Origin of the sequence: Qipengyuania gaetbuli (assembly GCF_009827315.1) — a bacterium.
GTDB lineage: Bacteria > Pseudomonadota > Alphaproteobacteria > Sphingomonadales > Sphingomonadaceae > Qipengyuania > Qipengyuania gaetbuli.
The window spans coordinates 12,133-25,927 of sequence record NZ_WTYF01000004.1 but is presented as its reverse complement, the minus strand read 5'-3'; the positions used below and the strand labels follow the sequence as shown (position 1 = coordinate 25,927).

Genomic DNA, 13,795 nt, shown 5'->3' with positions numbered 1-13,795 from the left:
CGCGTTACTCGCTTAGGATCTTGTCGAGGGCCTCGCCGATACGGACCGGACCGGGGAAGTAGGCCCATTCGAGGCTGTGGGGATAGGGCGTGTCGAAGCCGGTGACCCGTTCGACGGGGGCCTCGAGATGGTAGAAGCAGCGTTCGGTGACGAGCGCGGAGAGTTCCGCGCCGAAACCAGCAGTGCGCGTGGCTTCGTGGACGATCAGACAGCGGCCGGTCTTCTTCACCGAGGCTTCGATCGCCTCGATGTCGAGCGGGACGATGGTGCGCAGGTCGATGATGTCGGCCTCCACGCCCTTCTCGGCGCAGACCGCCTCGACCACATGGACCATTGTGCCATAGGCGATGATGGTCAGCTCCTCGCCCTCGGTGGCAAGACGCGCCTTGCCGAGCGGGATCTTGTAATGACCTTCCGGCACGATGCTGGCGTCGAACTTTTTCCACGGCTGCACCGGCTTGTCGTAATAGCCGGAGAACGGGCCGTTGTAGATGCGCTTGGGCTCGAAGAAGATGACCGGGTCGTTGTCCTCGATAGCGGAAATCAGCAGGCCCTTGGCGTCATAGGGTGTCGCCGGGATCACGGTCTTGAGGCCCGCCACATGGGCGAAGATCGCTTCCGGGCTCTGGCTGTGGGTCTGGCCGCCGAAGATGCCGCCACCGAACGGGCTGCGCACGGTCATCGGGGCGATGTATTCACCTGCCGAACGATAGCGCAGGCGCGCCGCTTCGGAGATCAGCTGGTCGAGGCCGGGGTAGATGTAATCGGCGAACTGGATTTCCGGCACGGGACGCAAGCCGTATGCCCCCATCCCCACTGCTACGGCGATGATGCCGCATTCGGAAATCGGCGTGTCGAACACGCGGGTCTTGCCGTATTTTTCCTGCAGGCCGGCGGTGCAGCGGAACACGCCGCCGAAATAGCCCACGTCCTCGCCCATGACGACGACATCGGGGTCCTTCGCCATGGAGATGTCGAGCGCTTCGTTGATCGCCTCGATCATGTTGAGGCGGCGTTCGGTGCCCGTTGCGGCGCTATCGGTCGTTTTCGTTGCGGTGCTCACAGGTCGAGCCCTCCCGGAAACTTGGTCTCGCGTTCGCGGATCGCCTGTTCGGCCTGCTCCTGCAGGTGCCACGGGAGTTCCTCGAACACGTCTTCGAACATGGTGCGGAAGGGATGGTGCAGGCCGTGGCCGAGAATGCCGTTGGCTTCCGCTTCCTTGGTGGTCTTCTTGACGTATTCCGCTGCTTCGAGGTCCATCGCCTGCTGGCGTTCCTCGTCCCATTCGCCGATGGCGATGAGGTGGTTCTTGAGGCGCATGACGGGATCGCCCAGCGGCCATTCGTCACGCTCCTGCGCGCTGCGATAGCCGGACGGATCGTCGGACGTGGAGTGGCCTTCGGCGCGGTAGCTGAAGAACTCGATCACGGTCGGCCCGGCATTGGCGCGGGCGCGGTTGGCGGCCCACTGTTCCGCTGCATAGCAGGCCAGCGGGTCGTTGCCGTCGACGCGCAGCGAGGCGATACCGTACCCGAGGCCGCGCGCCGCAAAAGTCGCACGCTCGGCACCAGCAAAGCCGCTGAAGCTGGAAATGGCCCACTGGTTGTTGACCACGTTGAGGATCACCGGCGCGTTGTAGACGGTTGCGAACAGGCAGGCGGAATGGAAGTCGCCTTCCGCAGTGCTGCCCTCGCCCACCCAGGTCGCGGCGATGCGGCTGTCGCCCTTGATCGCGCTCGCCATCGCCCAGCCGACCGCCTGCGGGGTCTGCGTGGCGAGGTTGCCGGAGATCGAGAAGAAGCTGTGCTCGCGGCTGGAATACATGATCGGCAGCTGGCGGCCCTTCAGCTTGTCGCCCTTGTTCGAGTAGATCTGGTTGATCATCTCGATCATCGGGTAGCCGCGCTGGATCAGGATGCCCTGCTGGCGGTAGCTGGGGAAGATCATGTCGTCGCCCGCCAGCGCCATGGAAGCCGAGACGCTGGTCGCCTCCTCGCCGGTGCACTTCATGTAGAAGCTGGTCTTGCCCTGGCGCTGGCCGCGGAACATCCGTTCGTCGAATGCGCGGGTCATGGCCATGTGGCCGAGCATGGTGCGCAGGGTTTCGGGATCGAGCTTGGGGTCCCAGGGCCCGTGCGCCTTGTGGTCATCGCCCAGCACGCGGATCAAGCCATAGGCGAAATCGCGCATGTCCTTGGGATCGGTGGTTTCGTCGGGGCGCGGCTGCGCGCCTGCTTCCGGCACTTCGATATGCGAGAAGTCGACCGTATCACCGGGACGGAACTTGGGTTCGGGAACATGGAGCGAAAGCGCGGGGCGGTTGTCGCCGGCTTTCGCTGCTGTCCGGTCACCCTCGGCAGGGGGCCTGTCGGCCATAGACTCTCTCCAGACGCAATCTTACGCTTGCGCGTTATTTTATTTCACGCGGGAGAAACGGTCAAGATGGTGCCGGTTCAGACCGCGACGGGGGCCTTGATGGGCCCGTGCGGCGTGTAGTCGTGAACCGCGAAATCCTCAATGCGGTAGTCGAAGATCGAGGCCGGACGCCGCAGAAGCTCAAGCCTCGGATGACCTTGCGGTTCCCGCTCCAGCTGCTCTTCGACGAGGTGTTCGTGGTTGAGATACAGGTGCGTATCGCCGCCCATCCACACGAATTCGCCCGGTTCGAGTCCCGCCTGGTCGGCCAGCATGCGCTGCAACAGCGCCGCCGACCACAGGTTGAACGGCAGCCCGAGCGCGACATCGCAGCTGCGCTGGTAGAGCAGCCCGTTGAGTCGTCCATCCGCGACGTGGAACTGGTAGGTCTTGTGGCACGGGGGCAGCGCCATCGAATCGAGTTCGGCCACGTTCCAGCCCTCGATAATGTGGCGGCGGCTGCCCGGATTGGCTTTCAGCGATTCGACCACCTCGGCGACCTGGTTGATGCCCTCGCCCTTCTCGTAGAGCCCGTCCTTGCGATAGCGAAAGGTCGGCCAGTCGACCCACTGCTTGCCGTAGACCGGACCGAGGTCGCCCCAGCGCGCAGCAAACGCCTCGTCATCGGCGATCCGCTGGACGAAGTCGTCGAGCGCGATCTCCTCGCCCGTCTCCTTGACGTAGCGCGCGTGCGGCCACTCGTTCCAAATCTTCACGCCCTGCAGTACCAGCGGGCGGATGTTGGTATCGCCGGTGAGGAACCACAGCATCTCGCGCGTGGCGGTCTTCCAGTAGACCCGCTTGGTCGTGATGAGCGGCATGGCCCCGCCCGCAAGGTCGAAACGGAGCATGGCCCCGAAGACGGACCTCGTGCCTACGCCCGTGCGGTCGCGGCGCTCGTCACCCTCGCGCCAGATGCGGCGCATGAGGTCGAGATATTGCTGTTCGTAATGCTGGTCGGACACGGCCGAAGCCCTATCCCGATTTTCCGCGAAATGCCTGCTTGCGTGTGCAGCAATCCACACCTATAGGGCCGCCTCTGCCTCGCGGGGTCCGCCCCGCAAGCATCCGGTCGGGGAGTAGCTCAGCCTGGTAGAGCACTGTCTTCGGGAGGCAGGGGCCGGAGGTTCGAATCCTCTCTCCCCGACCATTTTTGAAATCTTCATTGATTTCAACTGCTTGCCCACAGCCCTGTGGCGCATTTTATACAACGCTTTATACACTACAAACGGAAATCTACGCCACCTCCTAGTGGCTGCGCCAGAAGCCACGGAAAGGCCGCAGGAAACGCGAAGATAGGCTTTGCGGCCTACGAGGCCCGAGCGGTCAATTTCACCCTGTGACGATTAGCAAGGTGCGCGTCAGCTACCATTGATTTTGAGGCCTAGTTCCGCGATTTTTGCCGACTGCTCGCTGCTCTTACGCCTGGCCTTTTCGTCACTGTCGCCATCCTCAGAACCATCCGAATAATAGCAAGTTACGGGGTTGTAGGATTTAGAGCAGACAGGACATTCAGCCTCGTTGTAATAACCAGACTGTTTTAGCTCCACCATTCGGCATTCAAGCTCAACACATCTGGGACAAATCGGATAGCCGATGGGCTTCCCGTTGGGCTTCGAGAAATATTGATAATTACCCTCGCCACGCACAAGCTCGCCTTTACGTTTGAAGTTGGATTTCAGACGTTCAATTTCCGCCGCATCTACTGATTGACGGTCATTGGCTTGCCTCAATGCATCTTTCGCGTCGTAAAGTGCGTCAGCAAGTTCACTAATCTTCAGTTTGAATTCGGCGGCATCATAATTCTTGTCCACTTGCCGAAGCCAGGCGAGCACCTTCATTCCATGGCTAACTGCCGTGATACCCGCGCCAATCTCAGTCATTTGTTAGTGCCTCTCTTTTGTTTCAGCGTTTCGCCAGCAAAAACCACGGTGAATGCCCCTTCATCCCCGTAGTTCACGCAGTTGCTATTTTCGGCTTCAATCCGCCTCAGCCCTGAATGAATCGGAGTTTTTTCACCAGAACAAAATTGCTCGGCCTATCGATGCATCCGGTCGACAAGGTAGTGCAAGCCAATCAAAGTGGTGACAAAAAGACTAACAAGAAGCCAAATGTATACAAACCAAATAATGAAGAATAAAATTCTATTTATAATGTAGACCTTTGATTCTTCGACCGCCCCCAGCGAAACGTTCAATTGAAGAACACCAAATAGGTATATTGCCACCGATACTAGTGCGCAGTATCCGAAAACGGTTGCAAGATAGCGCCGCCTCGTAAGGTGCTCTTCAACGAGCCCCCCACTCGTGCGCCTTTTTAAGGTGGTAGGCGCCCCCTTAAGTGGTTCATCAAGAACTTGATTTGGAAAGGTTGAGACAGCAGCAAGTGCTGCGATGTAAAACCCGACGAGAACTCCAACCAGGCTATTCACGTCCCGGAGGAGGGTCGCGATGCTAAACTGAAGGCCCCAACCAAAAGGGTTCAAAACGAATGTGTAGAGGGTAATTGCCCCAATTGTCGGCAGAACCCATTGGTAAAGAAGCAAATCGGGGCTGTTCAAGCGGAGAAAGGTAATCGGCGTAAAAAGCTTACGCAGATTGGCTGGGAGCGCCCTGAAAAAATGGCGAGCCCCAGTCGGCATTTAAATCTTAGCTCCGAGCTCACGGACCTTGGCGACTAGTTCCGGATGGAATGTCGCATAGCGAGCAGGAAGTGGCTCGTTGAAGTCACTAACCACTTCATTTTGAATGAAAGACTGCTCTAACATTTGAGCGTTGTCCAAGTCTATTTCCGTCCTCTTAACTTGACCATTTTCAGTCTTGATTCTCACGTAGGTCTGGGAGCTTGTAGGGTCGTCAGAAAAGTCAGCAAAAAACTCTTTAGCCTTTCCGAAGATACCCTGCGCCACCTCCTCGGTAACTTTCTTTCCAATTTTCCATTTAGCTTGTCGAACCACCTCATCCACGATTGGTAGCTCATCGTGGCCTAGGGCGAAATCCTCTTCAATTGAGACGAACTCGATGTCGGTTAAAACTCCCTCGGCGAGTGCGTCGCCGATGGTTCGTGACCTATAGCCGTCAATGTCAAAAATCGCCCGGTATTGCCTTGGCTTGCCGTCGGGGCCCTCAGCCTCTTTCTCGTATGAGGGGTCATGGCATGCCCATGTAAAATAATCTCTGACTGACCCGAGGAAAATGCCCGGAACTTTCTCAACTAGGGTAGGGTGACGCCCCTCAATGTCAGCGGCCTTAGAGATAAGAACGTGAGCGGAGTAATGCCCGCCCTCATCCTCTTCCTTATCAATATCTCGAAATTCTCTGTTTTCGAAATGGAAGAAGGAAAAACCAGATACGTCCTTATCTCCCGTCTGAAGGAGAAGTTCATAAAAATCATCTGATTCTACTAAATGTGAGCACCACATCACACGGTTTTCATTGCTATAGAACCGAAAGTTAGTTTGGTTTGCAATTCGGTCATTCAATGCCGCTATCAGGTCAGCTATCTGGAAATCGGGCGCATTCTCAGCCGCGTTCAAGCGGTTGCGAACATTCAAACTGCCTACCGCGACCCAGCGATACCGAGAAGAAACTGCCATCTAAACCTTCCTAACTCTCCATTTTCCAAGGCGGTCTACATGAACAACCAAAATGGCCAAACGCTTAATTTAGTGCCGGTTTCAAGTCCCTCTAAAGTTGTCCGACGCGCTGATAGCTCATGATCGCAACATGGGGGACTTTTAAGGCAATCCAGGGGGGTCAATTGTCTTAAGCTTCGTGATCGCCACCATGTGCTTGTTGTCGCGTGCAGAGTAACGCGAGACCGTCTTCACCGCTGCGAAGGAGCCAAAATATATCTCCTCCCAGCTTCCGTCTGTATCGACCTTTAAAACCAACAGCAGGTCGGCCTCCCCCCTGAAACCGATTTGGCTCGCAGCGTGATTAGCCTTGATTTGAACGGTTCTACCGTCTGGCATTGTAGCGTCATACCCGTTTGCACCAGCCGGTGCCTTCTCTAACCCATATGCCTCAATTGCTACGAACTCACCGTAGTCACCAAGCAAGTTACCAAGGCCAGCCCAACGGAAGTCAGATGCAAGTTCTCTTAGCGCATTCTGTGCTGAGAAAAGCGTAGCCATCATGCGAGGGGTTGCCGCGCATTTGGGCTTGTGAATGTCTTTTTGGAGCCCCAGAAAGTTGATCTCGAACGGGACGTCCGTATCGCTGAGGGGAAGTAATGCCAGATTATGCTGCGATCGAGCGGCTCGCGAAACTGCGAGACAACGGCACGTTGAGCGAAGCCGAATTCGAACGGGAAAAAGCTGCCATCCTTAGCGCTCCCGACGAGGCGGCATTCTTCGCAGAAGAGCGGTCAGGCGCCCTCGCCTTCATCAAAGGCGAGTTTTCAGATCACCCCATTATTTCCTCGATCCTCGCGATCGGCATCGGGACGATCCTCTATGCGTTCATCTCGGCGGCGCTCTTCCCTGCCCCGCCGGAGCCCGAATACGAGATCGTGCTGCCCGAAGGGGTGACAGAATATGTCACAGCGTCAGATCTGCAGGCCTCCTTCGAAAGAAACGAGATCGCCACCATCCAGCGCTTTCAGGGCGATGTCGTCATGGTTTCGGGCAGAGTTAGCAGCGTCGATGCCGATCTGTTCGATAGGCCCGTCATCAGGCTGAAAACAGGAAGCTGGAGAAATATCAGCGTGCCGGTAAGCGCGCACGATTCCAATTTCGCCGCCAAGCTCAATCCAGGTGACGAAGTCTTCGTCATCTGCGTCGGGATAAACGAGGTGATGGGCAGCCCCGTGTTTGCTGATTGCGAAGCCTCCATCGGCCCAACCTATGTCGAGGTAGAGACTGGAGAATGACGGACAAGCTCACCCAGCTCGAATCGCTGCAAAGGCTCAAGGCCATGAATGCCCTCACGGATGAGGAGTTCGAAAACGAGAAAAAGCGCGTTCTCGGACAATCCGAGCCGACAAGCCCGTATGAAGCGGATGACGAAGGGTTTTCCGCTGGCCTGGCCGGCTGGGCGAAAGCTCTGGCTGGAATCGTAGCCGTCGGGGCCCTCGCCCTTACCGGATGGCTGCTCTATCCGCGCGATGTGCCGGCTGAAGAAATCGAGATGGTGGTGACAGGGACCGCGAACCTGCGCAACGAGCCCACGACCGAAGGCAGCGAAGTCGTCACCAAGCTCTCGGAAGGAGAATTGGTGTTCGGGCACTGGGTCGAAGGCTCGAGCGATGAAACAGCGCGCTGGCTCAAGATCGATTACCACGGCATCGATGCCTACCTTTGGGAAGGCAATCTCAAACCGCTAGAAGATGAGGATCTCGAGGTGACGGATGCAGCTGAAGGAGAATGCCCCTACATCCGCGAGGCAGAATGTCGCGAAGAGGCAGAGGCGAATAGACTACGCTGATCTGTGCCTTCGCCAAAGTGCCGACGGGCAGCCCGGGGAAATCCGTCACTGTTTTCTCTAGGCCCACTCAACATCGTCGCCCCACCCCGACAGCGTAATTGTGACTCAGGCGACGCTTGCGCAATATCGCTTCACAGTCGCAGCAGACACCCCGAATTCCTGCGCAGTTTGTGCAATGCTGGCTCCATTGTCTTTACGCCATTTGGCTACCGCAAGAGCATCAGCAGCCATCGGACGACCTAGGCTAGCTTTGCCTCTATGGGTCTTTCCGTTCTTAGCCAGTGAAGCCCTAGCTGCCTCTCTACCTGCATCGCAGCGCTCTTTGATACGCTGTCGTTCCATATCGGCAATCTGGGCAAGCACAGCCACAACAAGTTCACCTACCCCTTTGGCTATCGGTCCAAGGCCGTGCACATCAATGGTGACACCTTTGCTGATAAGGTCACGAACAACGCTTTGAACATCCAAGGCATCACGACCCAGCCGGTCAATCGCAGTTACGCAAACGGTATCACCTTCACGGACATAAGAGAGAAGGTCTGCAAACCCTGGCCTATCAACTGCCCTAGTCGCACCTGACACACCTTCGTCTGCAAACTCCTTGTCGAAGTTGCCACCCAAAGCCTTTCGCTGGCTTTCGATGCTCTGACCTTCGGTAGAAACCCTGAAATATGCAATGCGGCTCATAACGAACTCCGACTCGCTCAAAAGATATGAGTAGGTTTATGCGCTAGGCGCACAAAATATTCTAGTATCTTATGAGCTAACTGCGGCTATGAGTTTGAGAGTGGCTCAAAGCTTACAAGTTTTGAGCAATATCCCATCACACAGAGAAAGTTTGGAGCCGGCGCAATACTCAGCATGATGAGGAGGATTATTCGTAACCCTTAACTCCCAATGGAGCACATTGTGCTGATGGTTTCTCCTGCGGAGCCATCAGCATCTTCCACAGCCACCGTCCATGCGCCTCCGGATTTGACAGCCGCAAATTTCCGGAAACCAACGTAAGCGCCTAAGCGGTTCTTACCGTTCACCTCCCCGCAAACCATTATTTCCCCAACCGTGCGAACGTCTCTGAATTGCGCAGAGCCGGGGTCGAATAGATTGCGAGCGACTTCCTCCTGCGCTTCGGATTCAATTTGGGAGCAAGCGCTCACTATGGCTAGCGCGGGAAGAAGTAAGAAATGTTTCATCTCGTTTCCTAAGACCAAGGCGTTTTCAGAACCTCTTCAACATACTCCAGCCTGCCGTGCTCCATACTGAGCTTGCTCGCTAGTATACCTATCTCCAAAATCCGAAGATAATTGTTCGACTAATCCTTGGCAGGAGAACCCCATCATTTCGAGGTATTCTTGAGCCGATCTGGCAGCATTCTGGTTCCAATCAGCTCCAAGACTATCCACAGCAACGGTAGCATCTTCTACCGAATACCCATCGCCAGCATCAGATGAGAGCTGTTGGATGAGACCAGCGCGGGAAAACCCCGACATTTCCAGATACTGTCGCGCAGACCTCACCGCATTCATTTGTGGGAACGTAAGCTTGTTAGCTCCACCACCGGCATCGGCTGCGTCTTCAGTAGGAGAGACGGAGCCAACTGCCAGGGTGTCCGCAGACGCTTCTCCTAGACCGCTCTCGGCTACGCTTCCTTGCGGATCGACCGTGCCTTCACCGCACGAAGAGAGCATCGCCGCTGAAATTAATATAATCGGGCCATATCTTTGCATCCCCACCTCCCCAATCTTGGCTGCTATAAATTTTGAAAAAGTTCGGTTCTTCGGTGCGAGATAAGCCTTCATCTGTCGAATGTTTGACCATCGGTTGAAGCCATATATGCCCACTCTTGATATGGAAGGCGAAGGACGATGCGGTCTGTGGGCGCCTGCCCCATGGCCATTCCACGGCAGAGCAAAGAAACACCTCCAGTCCTTTCCAAACACAAGGCGTCGGCGGAGTTAAAGAAAGGCTCACCTTCGCCACGCCAAACGAGCGCTGTGCCACCTTCGGGCAGAGCCCCAATCGGCTGGACCGAATAGAATCCGAAAAATGAATAGAAGCCAATTCCAGTCAGAATGAGACCAATTACACCCAATGTCCGCTTGTTCATCAACACCCCCAAACCCGAATATATAAGAAAATATCTATTTTTAGATTAGCTTTTCAATACCCGGCTCTTCTGCTCAGCGAACTCTTCGTCCGTCAATGCACCTGCCTGATGCAGTGCATGGAGCCTTTCGAGCCTACCCAAGTCTTCGGCTTTCGCGTTTTCAGTTGAAGGTTGAGTAATGCGCACCCGCGCAGGGCCGCTCTCTTCCAACGCGGCGGCTCCATCTAGGGTATACCCACGTTCGACTAGCGAATTTACCACCATCTCATTGCCATTGGCACCCAAGTAGAACCAAGTTCCTATGGCGACCAACCATCCCAGAACCGGGATCAGCATTGAGAGTAAGACAACCAAGAAAACGATGGCCGCCTGCTTCCAAAGCCCCTTCGCCATGCACCAAAAGAGACCAAAGAAAAACGCAGGCCAATTCCAGCCTTCATAGATTTGCACTTTGGCCCCGTTGAGCGGGTTTACTGCATACCCAGCCTTTGAACTCATACCTTCCCCCAACCCCAAAAAATTCATCTCGCAGACTATGCCATTATTTTGATTAAGCAATATGGAAATTGCTAACATAACTTGATGGAAGAGACACAGCTGAGTGTTCGTTGCGATCACCAACCTCACCAAGCACACATTCGCTATGTGAGGATTTGAAAATCAGTTCGTTCTGACAGCAGATAACCCCATCAACCTATGATTTGGATGATAATTGGGCCTAGCTCAGCGGAAAGTGACTGAAAACACCTAAAAAACCTAAACTTGACTAAACATATCTGAACTTATCTAAATCAGAGTGAGTTTGTGAGTTTAGTTTTTCGAATATAAAATTAAGAAAAGTGAGGATTAGAGCGTCATGATTTACTCTAGGACGTCTGCGTTTCATGACGTTTAGATTTATTCCAAACTAAACATTTCATCCTTAGGCGATTTTAAGGGCCCTTCTGTGCGTTTTATTTTCTTTGGCTACCCATGTGTAGCCCAAAGGCCTCAAAGCGCATTCCTGAGGCATTCTAGAGCCCCTGAGCCCATAGGCCGTCGTGCATGGCCTAGTCGTTCGCTTTTGCCTTCTTGTCAGCAGGCTTTCTACCGCGTTTTTGATTGGGGTTTTTTCCTAGGCCAATCTTCTTGGCATGCTCACTTCGCGCTTTGGCATAAGCAGGCGCGACAAGAGGATAATCAGCAGGTAGCTTGTATGCATCTCGGTATTCCTGGGGGGTCATACCGTGCTCGTTTGCAAGATGCCGCTTAAGCGTCTTCATCTTCCTACCGCAAGCCAAGCAAACAAGGTGCTCATTCTTAAGGCTAGCCCTTACCGATACTACAGGCTCCGCAGGCTCTACCTCATTTGCCTGCTGACCCAGTAAAGCGAGGGCACCGTGAATGTCCGTCACAAGCCTGCCAACGCTTTCAAAGCCAATCTCGTTATTGGCTACGTATGCCGAAGCAATATCACCGGTAAGAATGATTAGGTTTTCTTTTTCCATTAGCCCCCCTTAGCAAAGACGATAAGGAGACGAAAAAGACATGTCTAGAAGCTAAATCTAGATTTAGAAAAACCTTTCCATTGATATGAGAAAAATCTCTTTTGCGTCTCCGCAGAAGAGTTTTGGAAAGTTTCCAAAATTATATCAACAGATGGATTCTTTTTGATAACATTCAAAGATATTTCTTCAAATCTAGTCGCATCCCAATTGTCTGGAACAGATAGAACTATCCTTAAATGAGTGGACTCCGGAAAATCCATTATCTCAAAATGACTATAAATATTCATACCGTATGAAGTCTTATTTTTTATTTCGTTTATGCTATTTTTTATAAGCCTTCTATAGATTCCATCATAAAATCCGGTGTGTATTTTTTTGTTATGAATGAAAGTATCTTTTAAACTTATATCAACAAATAGTTTAGTTTTATTATTCATTTTTTAATTTGTCATTAGATTATTTTTTGTAAATCAAATTTTGTTTTTAAACAACAACCAATAGGTATATTGATTGTAGCCGGAATGGATTATGCGCGCAATAGAGCTTAGTTTTTTTCTTAATTATTTATTTCATCGATGGTGAATTCCGGTGTTTCAATACTTTCTAGCATTTCATATATACGTTTGACGGTCCCCTGTCTTACCCTTCCATAACCAGCGGTGACGGTCTTCTGATTGTGGCCCAAAGCTACTTCAATCTCATCATCCAGATAGCCAGCGGTCCGCAATGCATCGGCCATGGTGTGGCGGAAGGAATGCGCTCCAAGGCCATCATTGCCGGATTTGACACCAATACGCTTGAGATAGTCACGCCAGAAGCGGGAAGGCTTGGCGCCCATATGCCCCCTCTCATTCGGCTCTAGTTCGGGAAATAGCTGACAGCTTGCTTTGCCATTGGCTCGGCTCCGCTGCCTTTCCACGAAGCTTAGAAAGCCAATCCGTTGCAGTTCACTATGGAGGGGGCAAACGCGGGTGGCACCCGACTTTGTGCGCTGTCCTGTGCTCTCGTTATGCCGAATGAGCAGGAACGGTATCCCATCTTCAAACTGAACGTCTTGAATCCGAAGCTGTGCGATTTCGCCAACCCTTGCTCCGGTGAACAAGCAAACAATCGGTATCCAATATCGCCAATCATCCGCTCTCTGGATTCCAGGCTTATGCTCTTGTCCGTCACGCAAAAAGCCAGTGAAGAGAGGGGAGGCAAAGATTTGCTCAAGCTGCTCCTTTGAGAAAGGCGGTCTAGGATTCTTTCCTTTTACAACGCCGAAGAACAACCCATCGCATGGGTTCCTGTCTGCATAGGCATTGGTGACGCACCAGCCGAGAAACGGAGACAATGTCGATAGGTGCTTATTGACGGTAACGGGGCTGATGCACTTCGCACCGATACCTTTTGCCTTCGCCGCAGCTTGGCGCATTGATAAACCTTCATAGGCCTTAGCCTTTTGATAGGTTGGAGGCAGTGCGGCGAGCGTGTCGCGCCAATCTCTAATATCCGCTGGGGTGATACTCCTGATACTTTTGCGAGGCCCTACAAAGTCCGCAAAGGCGGCAATCACCTTCCGGTCTTGTATGATGCCATCTTGGCGTTTTCGGCCTTCTGCCAGCCGCTGAGCGGCATATCGGTCAAAGAGTTCTAAGATGGTCTCGCCTTGCTCAGCAGACCGCTCCTTTGCTTCCAGACCAGACTTTACAACCAGACTTGTCGGCTCTGCTCCAAGGCTACCCTCTCGCTTCGCAAGCTCTACCGAGATGACCTCGATCGCTGCATCGGCAATCATCGCGACAAAGGAACGATAGCTTTCAGTGTCTTTCGCTAGCTTCCAGTTCCGTCGCTGGATTTGCTTGTCAGCTAGCTCCAACCATACGGGCAAAGGTTCTGATGCCTTCGCCCTTAGAAAACGATGACGGGTAGAACGAAGGGTTTGTAGGTATCCCTCGTAGGCTACCTTTGTATCCAGCCGTTTGTGCCTAACTAGCTGCTCAAGCTTTGGCTGAATGCGTAAATAGGCGCACTCTGTCGCCGCAAGCATGAGTTCAAGGTCATCCGGCTGATAAGCAATTGCGCTTGGGTTCTCCTTTAAGCGCCCTTCCCATTCAGCATGTAAGTCAGCCCTCATCTTGCCAGCCAGCAGTGAGGCTTGCCGAAGGTCGGATGTTTTCAGCGATACTTGGACAATCTTCCGCGTTTCGACGGATTGATAACGCTTAGGCACGCCGTAACGAAACCAGTAAATCGAGCCTCGCAGCCAAAGGTATTTGTCTGGTGCGCTAGCCTTTGCGCGCTTCCGTATGGTCCTCATCTGCAAACGCCTACAAGCCGAAAATGAGCAGGCCAATCGAGGCTACTTTTTAGTTTGG

The 13,795-nt window shown here is 53.7% G+C and carries 14 protein-coding genes and 1 tRNA gene; 3 read left to right on the top strand and 12 right to left on the bottom strand.

Annotation, left to right across the window (positions count from 1 at the left end):
- Positions 1 to 4: 4 nt before the first annotated feature.
- The 3 genes from GRI42_RS02400 to thyA all read right to left on the bottom strand — a co-directional run bounded on the left by GRI42_RS02400 (position 5) and on the right by thyA (position 3,380).
- The gene (locus GRI42_RS02400; protein WP_160609037.1) at positions 5 to 1,003 is read right to left on the bottom strand and encodes an alpha-ketoacid dehydrogenase subunit beta; all 999 of its coding nucleotides are present in this window, start codon (positions 1,001 to 1,003) and stop codon (positions 5 to 7) included.
- A gap of 56 nt (positions 1,004 to 1,059) precedes the next feature.
- Positions 1,060 to 2,376, bottom strand: a complete 1,317-nt coding sequence (locus GRI42_RS02395; RefSeq protein ID WP_160606578.1) for a 3-methyl-2-oxobutanoate dehydrogenase (2-methylpropanoyl-transferring) subunit alpha — start codon at positions 2,374 to 2,376, stop codon at positions 1,060 to 1,062.
- Positions 2,377 to 2,453: 77 nt separating this feature from the next.
- Positions 2,454 to 3,380 carry a thymidylate synthase gene (thyA, locus tag GRI42_RS02390; protein ID WP_160606576.1) on the bottom strand — a complete coding sequence of 309 codons (927 nt, stop codon included), beginning with the start codon at positions 3,378 to 3,380 and terminating at the stop codon, positions 2,454 to 2,456.
- 108 nt (positions 3,381 to 3,488) lie between these two features.
- Here thyA and GRI42_RS02385 point away from each other — a divergent pair.
- Positions 3,489 to 3,565, top strand: a tRNA-Pro gene (locus GRI42_RS02385).
- Between the two features lie 211 nt (positions 3,566 to 3,776).
- Here GRI42_RS02385 and GRI42_RS02380 read toward each other — a convergent pair.
- From GRI42_RS02380 to GRI42_RS02370, 3 genes are all read right to left on the bottom strand, one after another.
- Positions 3,777 to 4,298: a hypothetical protein gene (locus tag GRI42_RS02380; protein WP_160606573.1), complete on the bottom strand. Its 522-nt coding sequence runs from the start codon at positions 4,296 to 4,298 to the stop codon at positions 3,777 to 3,779.
- Between the two features lie 758 nt (positions 4,299 to 5,056).
- Positions 5,057 to 6,010 carry a hypothetical protein gene (locus tag GRI42_RS02375; protein WP_160606571.1) on the bottom strand — a complete coding sequence of 318 codons (954 nt, stop codon included), beginning with the start codon at positions 6,008 to 6,010 and terminating at the stop codon, positions 5,057 to 5,059.
- Positions 6,011 to 6,151: 141 nt separating this feature from the next.
- Positions 6,152 to 6,550: a DUF6998 domain-containing protein gene (locus GRI42_RS02370; RefSeq protein WP_160606569.1), complete on the bottom strand. Its 399-nt coding sequence runs from the start codon at positions 6,548 to 6,550 to the stop codon at positions 6,152 to 6,154.
- Positions 6,551 to 6,648: 98 nt separating this feature from the next.
- Here GRI42_RS02370 and GRI42_RS02365 point away from each other — a divergent pair, with 98 nt between their 5' ends.
- Positions 6,649 to 7,287 (top strand): SHOCT domain-containing protein, encoded by a 639-nt coding sequence (locus GRI42_RS02365; protein WP_160606567.1) that lies wholly within the window; start codon positions 6,649 to 6,651, stop codon positions 7,285 to 7,287.
- A complete protein-coding gene (locus GRI42_RS02360) occupies positions 7,284 to 7,841 on the top strand; it encodes an SHOCT domain-containing protein (protein ID WP_160606565.1) in 558 nt (185 codons plus the stop codon). The genes GRI42_RS02365 and GRI42_RS02360 overlap by 4 nt, the downstream gene beginning before the upstream one ends.
- A gap of 105 nt (positions 7,842 to 7,946) precedes the next feature.
- On the opposite strand, the gene GRI42_RS02355 is transcribed toward GRI42_RS02360, so the two are convergent.
- From GRI42_RS02355 to GRI42_RS14115, 6 genes are all read right to left on the bottom strand, one after another.
- A complete protein-coding gene (locus tag GRI42_RS02355) occupies positions 7,947 to 8,528 on the bottom strand; it encodes a recombinase family protein (RefSeq protein WP_160606563.1) in 582 nt (193 codons plus the stop codon).
- Positions 8,529 to 9,070: 542 nt separating this feature from the next.
- The gene (locus tag GRI42_RS02350) at positions 9,071 to 9,640 is read right to left on the bottom strand and encodes an Ltp family lipoprotein (protein WP_199800413.1); all 570 of its coding nucleotides are present in this window, start codon (positions 9,638 to 9,640) and stop codon (positions 9,071 to 9,073) included.
- Between the two features lie 353 nt (positions 9,641 to 9,993).
- Entirely contained in the window at positions 9,994 to 10,524 is a 531-nt protein-coding gene (locus GRI42_RS02345) for a DUF2628 domain-containing protein (RefSeq protein ID WP_160609035.1), read from the bottom strand.
- A gap of 473 nt (positions 10,525 to 10,997) precedes the next feature.
- Positions 10,998 to 11,435, bottom strand: coding sequence for a MucR family transcriptional regulator (locus tag GRI42_RS02340; RefSeq protein WP_160606561.1), 438 nt, complete (start codon positions 11,433 to 11,435; stop codon positions 10,998 to 11,000).
- A gap of 44 nt (positions 11,436 to 11,479) precedes the next feature.
- Positions 11,480 to 11,872 (bottom strand): hypothetical protein, encoded by a 393-nt coding sequence (locus GRI42_RS02335; RefSeq protein ID WP_160606559.1) that lies wholly within the window; start codon positions 11,870 to 11,872, stop codon positions 11,480 to 11,482.
- A 119-nt stretch (positions 11,873 to 11,991) separates the two neighbouring features.
- Positions 11,992 to 13,737 carry a site-specific integrase gene (locus GRI42_RS14115; RefSeq protein WP_325065289.1) on the bottom strand — a complete coding sequence of 582 codons (1,746 nt, stop codon included), beginning with the start codon at positions 13,735 to 13,737 and terminating at the stop codon, positions 11,992 to 11,994.
- Between the last annotated feature and the right edge of the window lie 58 nt (positions 13,738 to 13,795).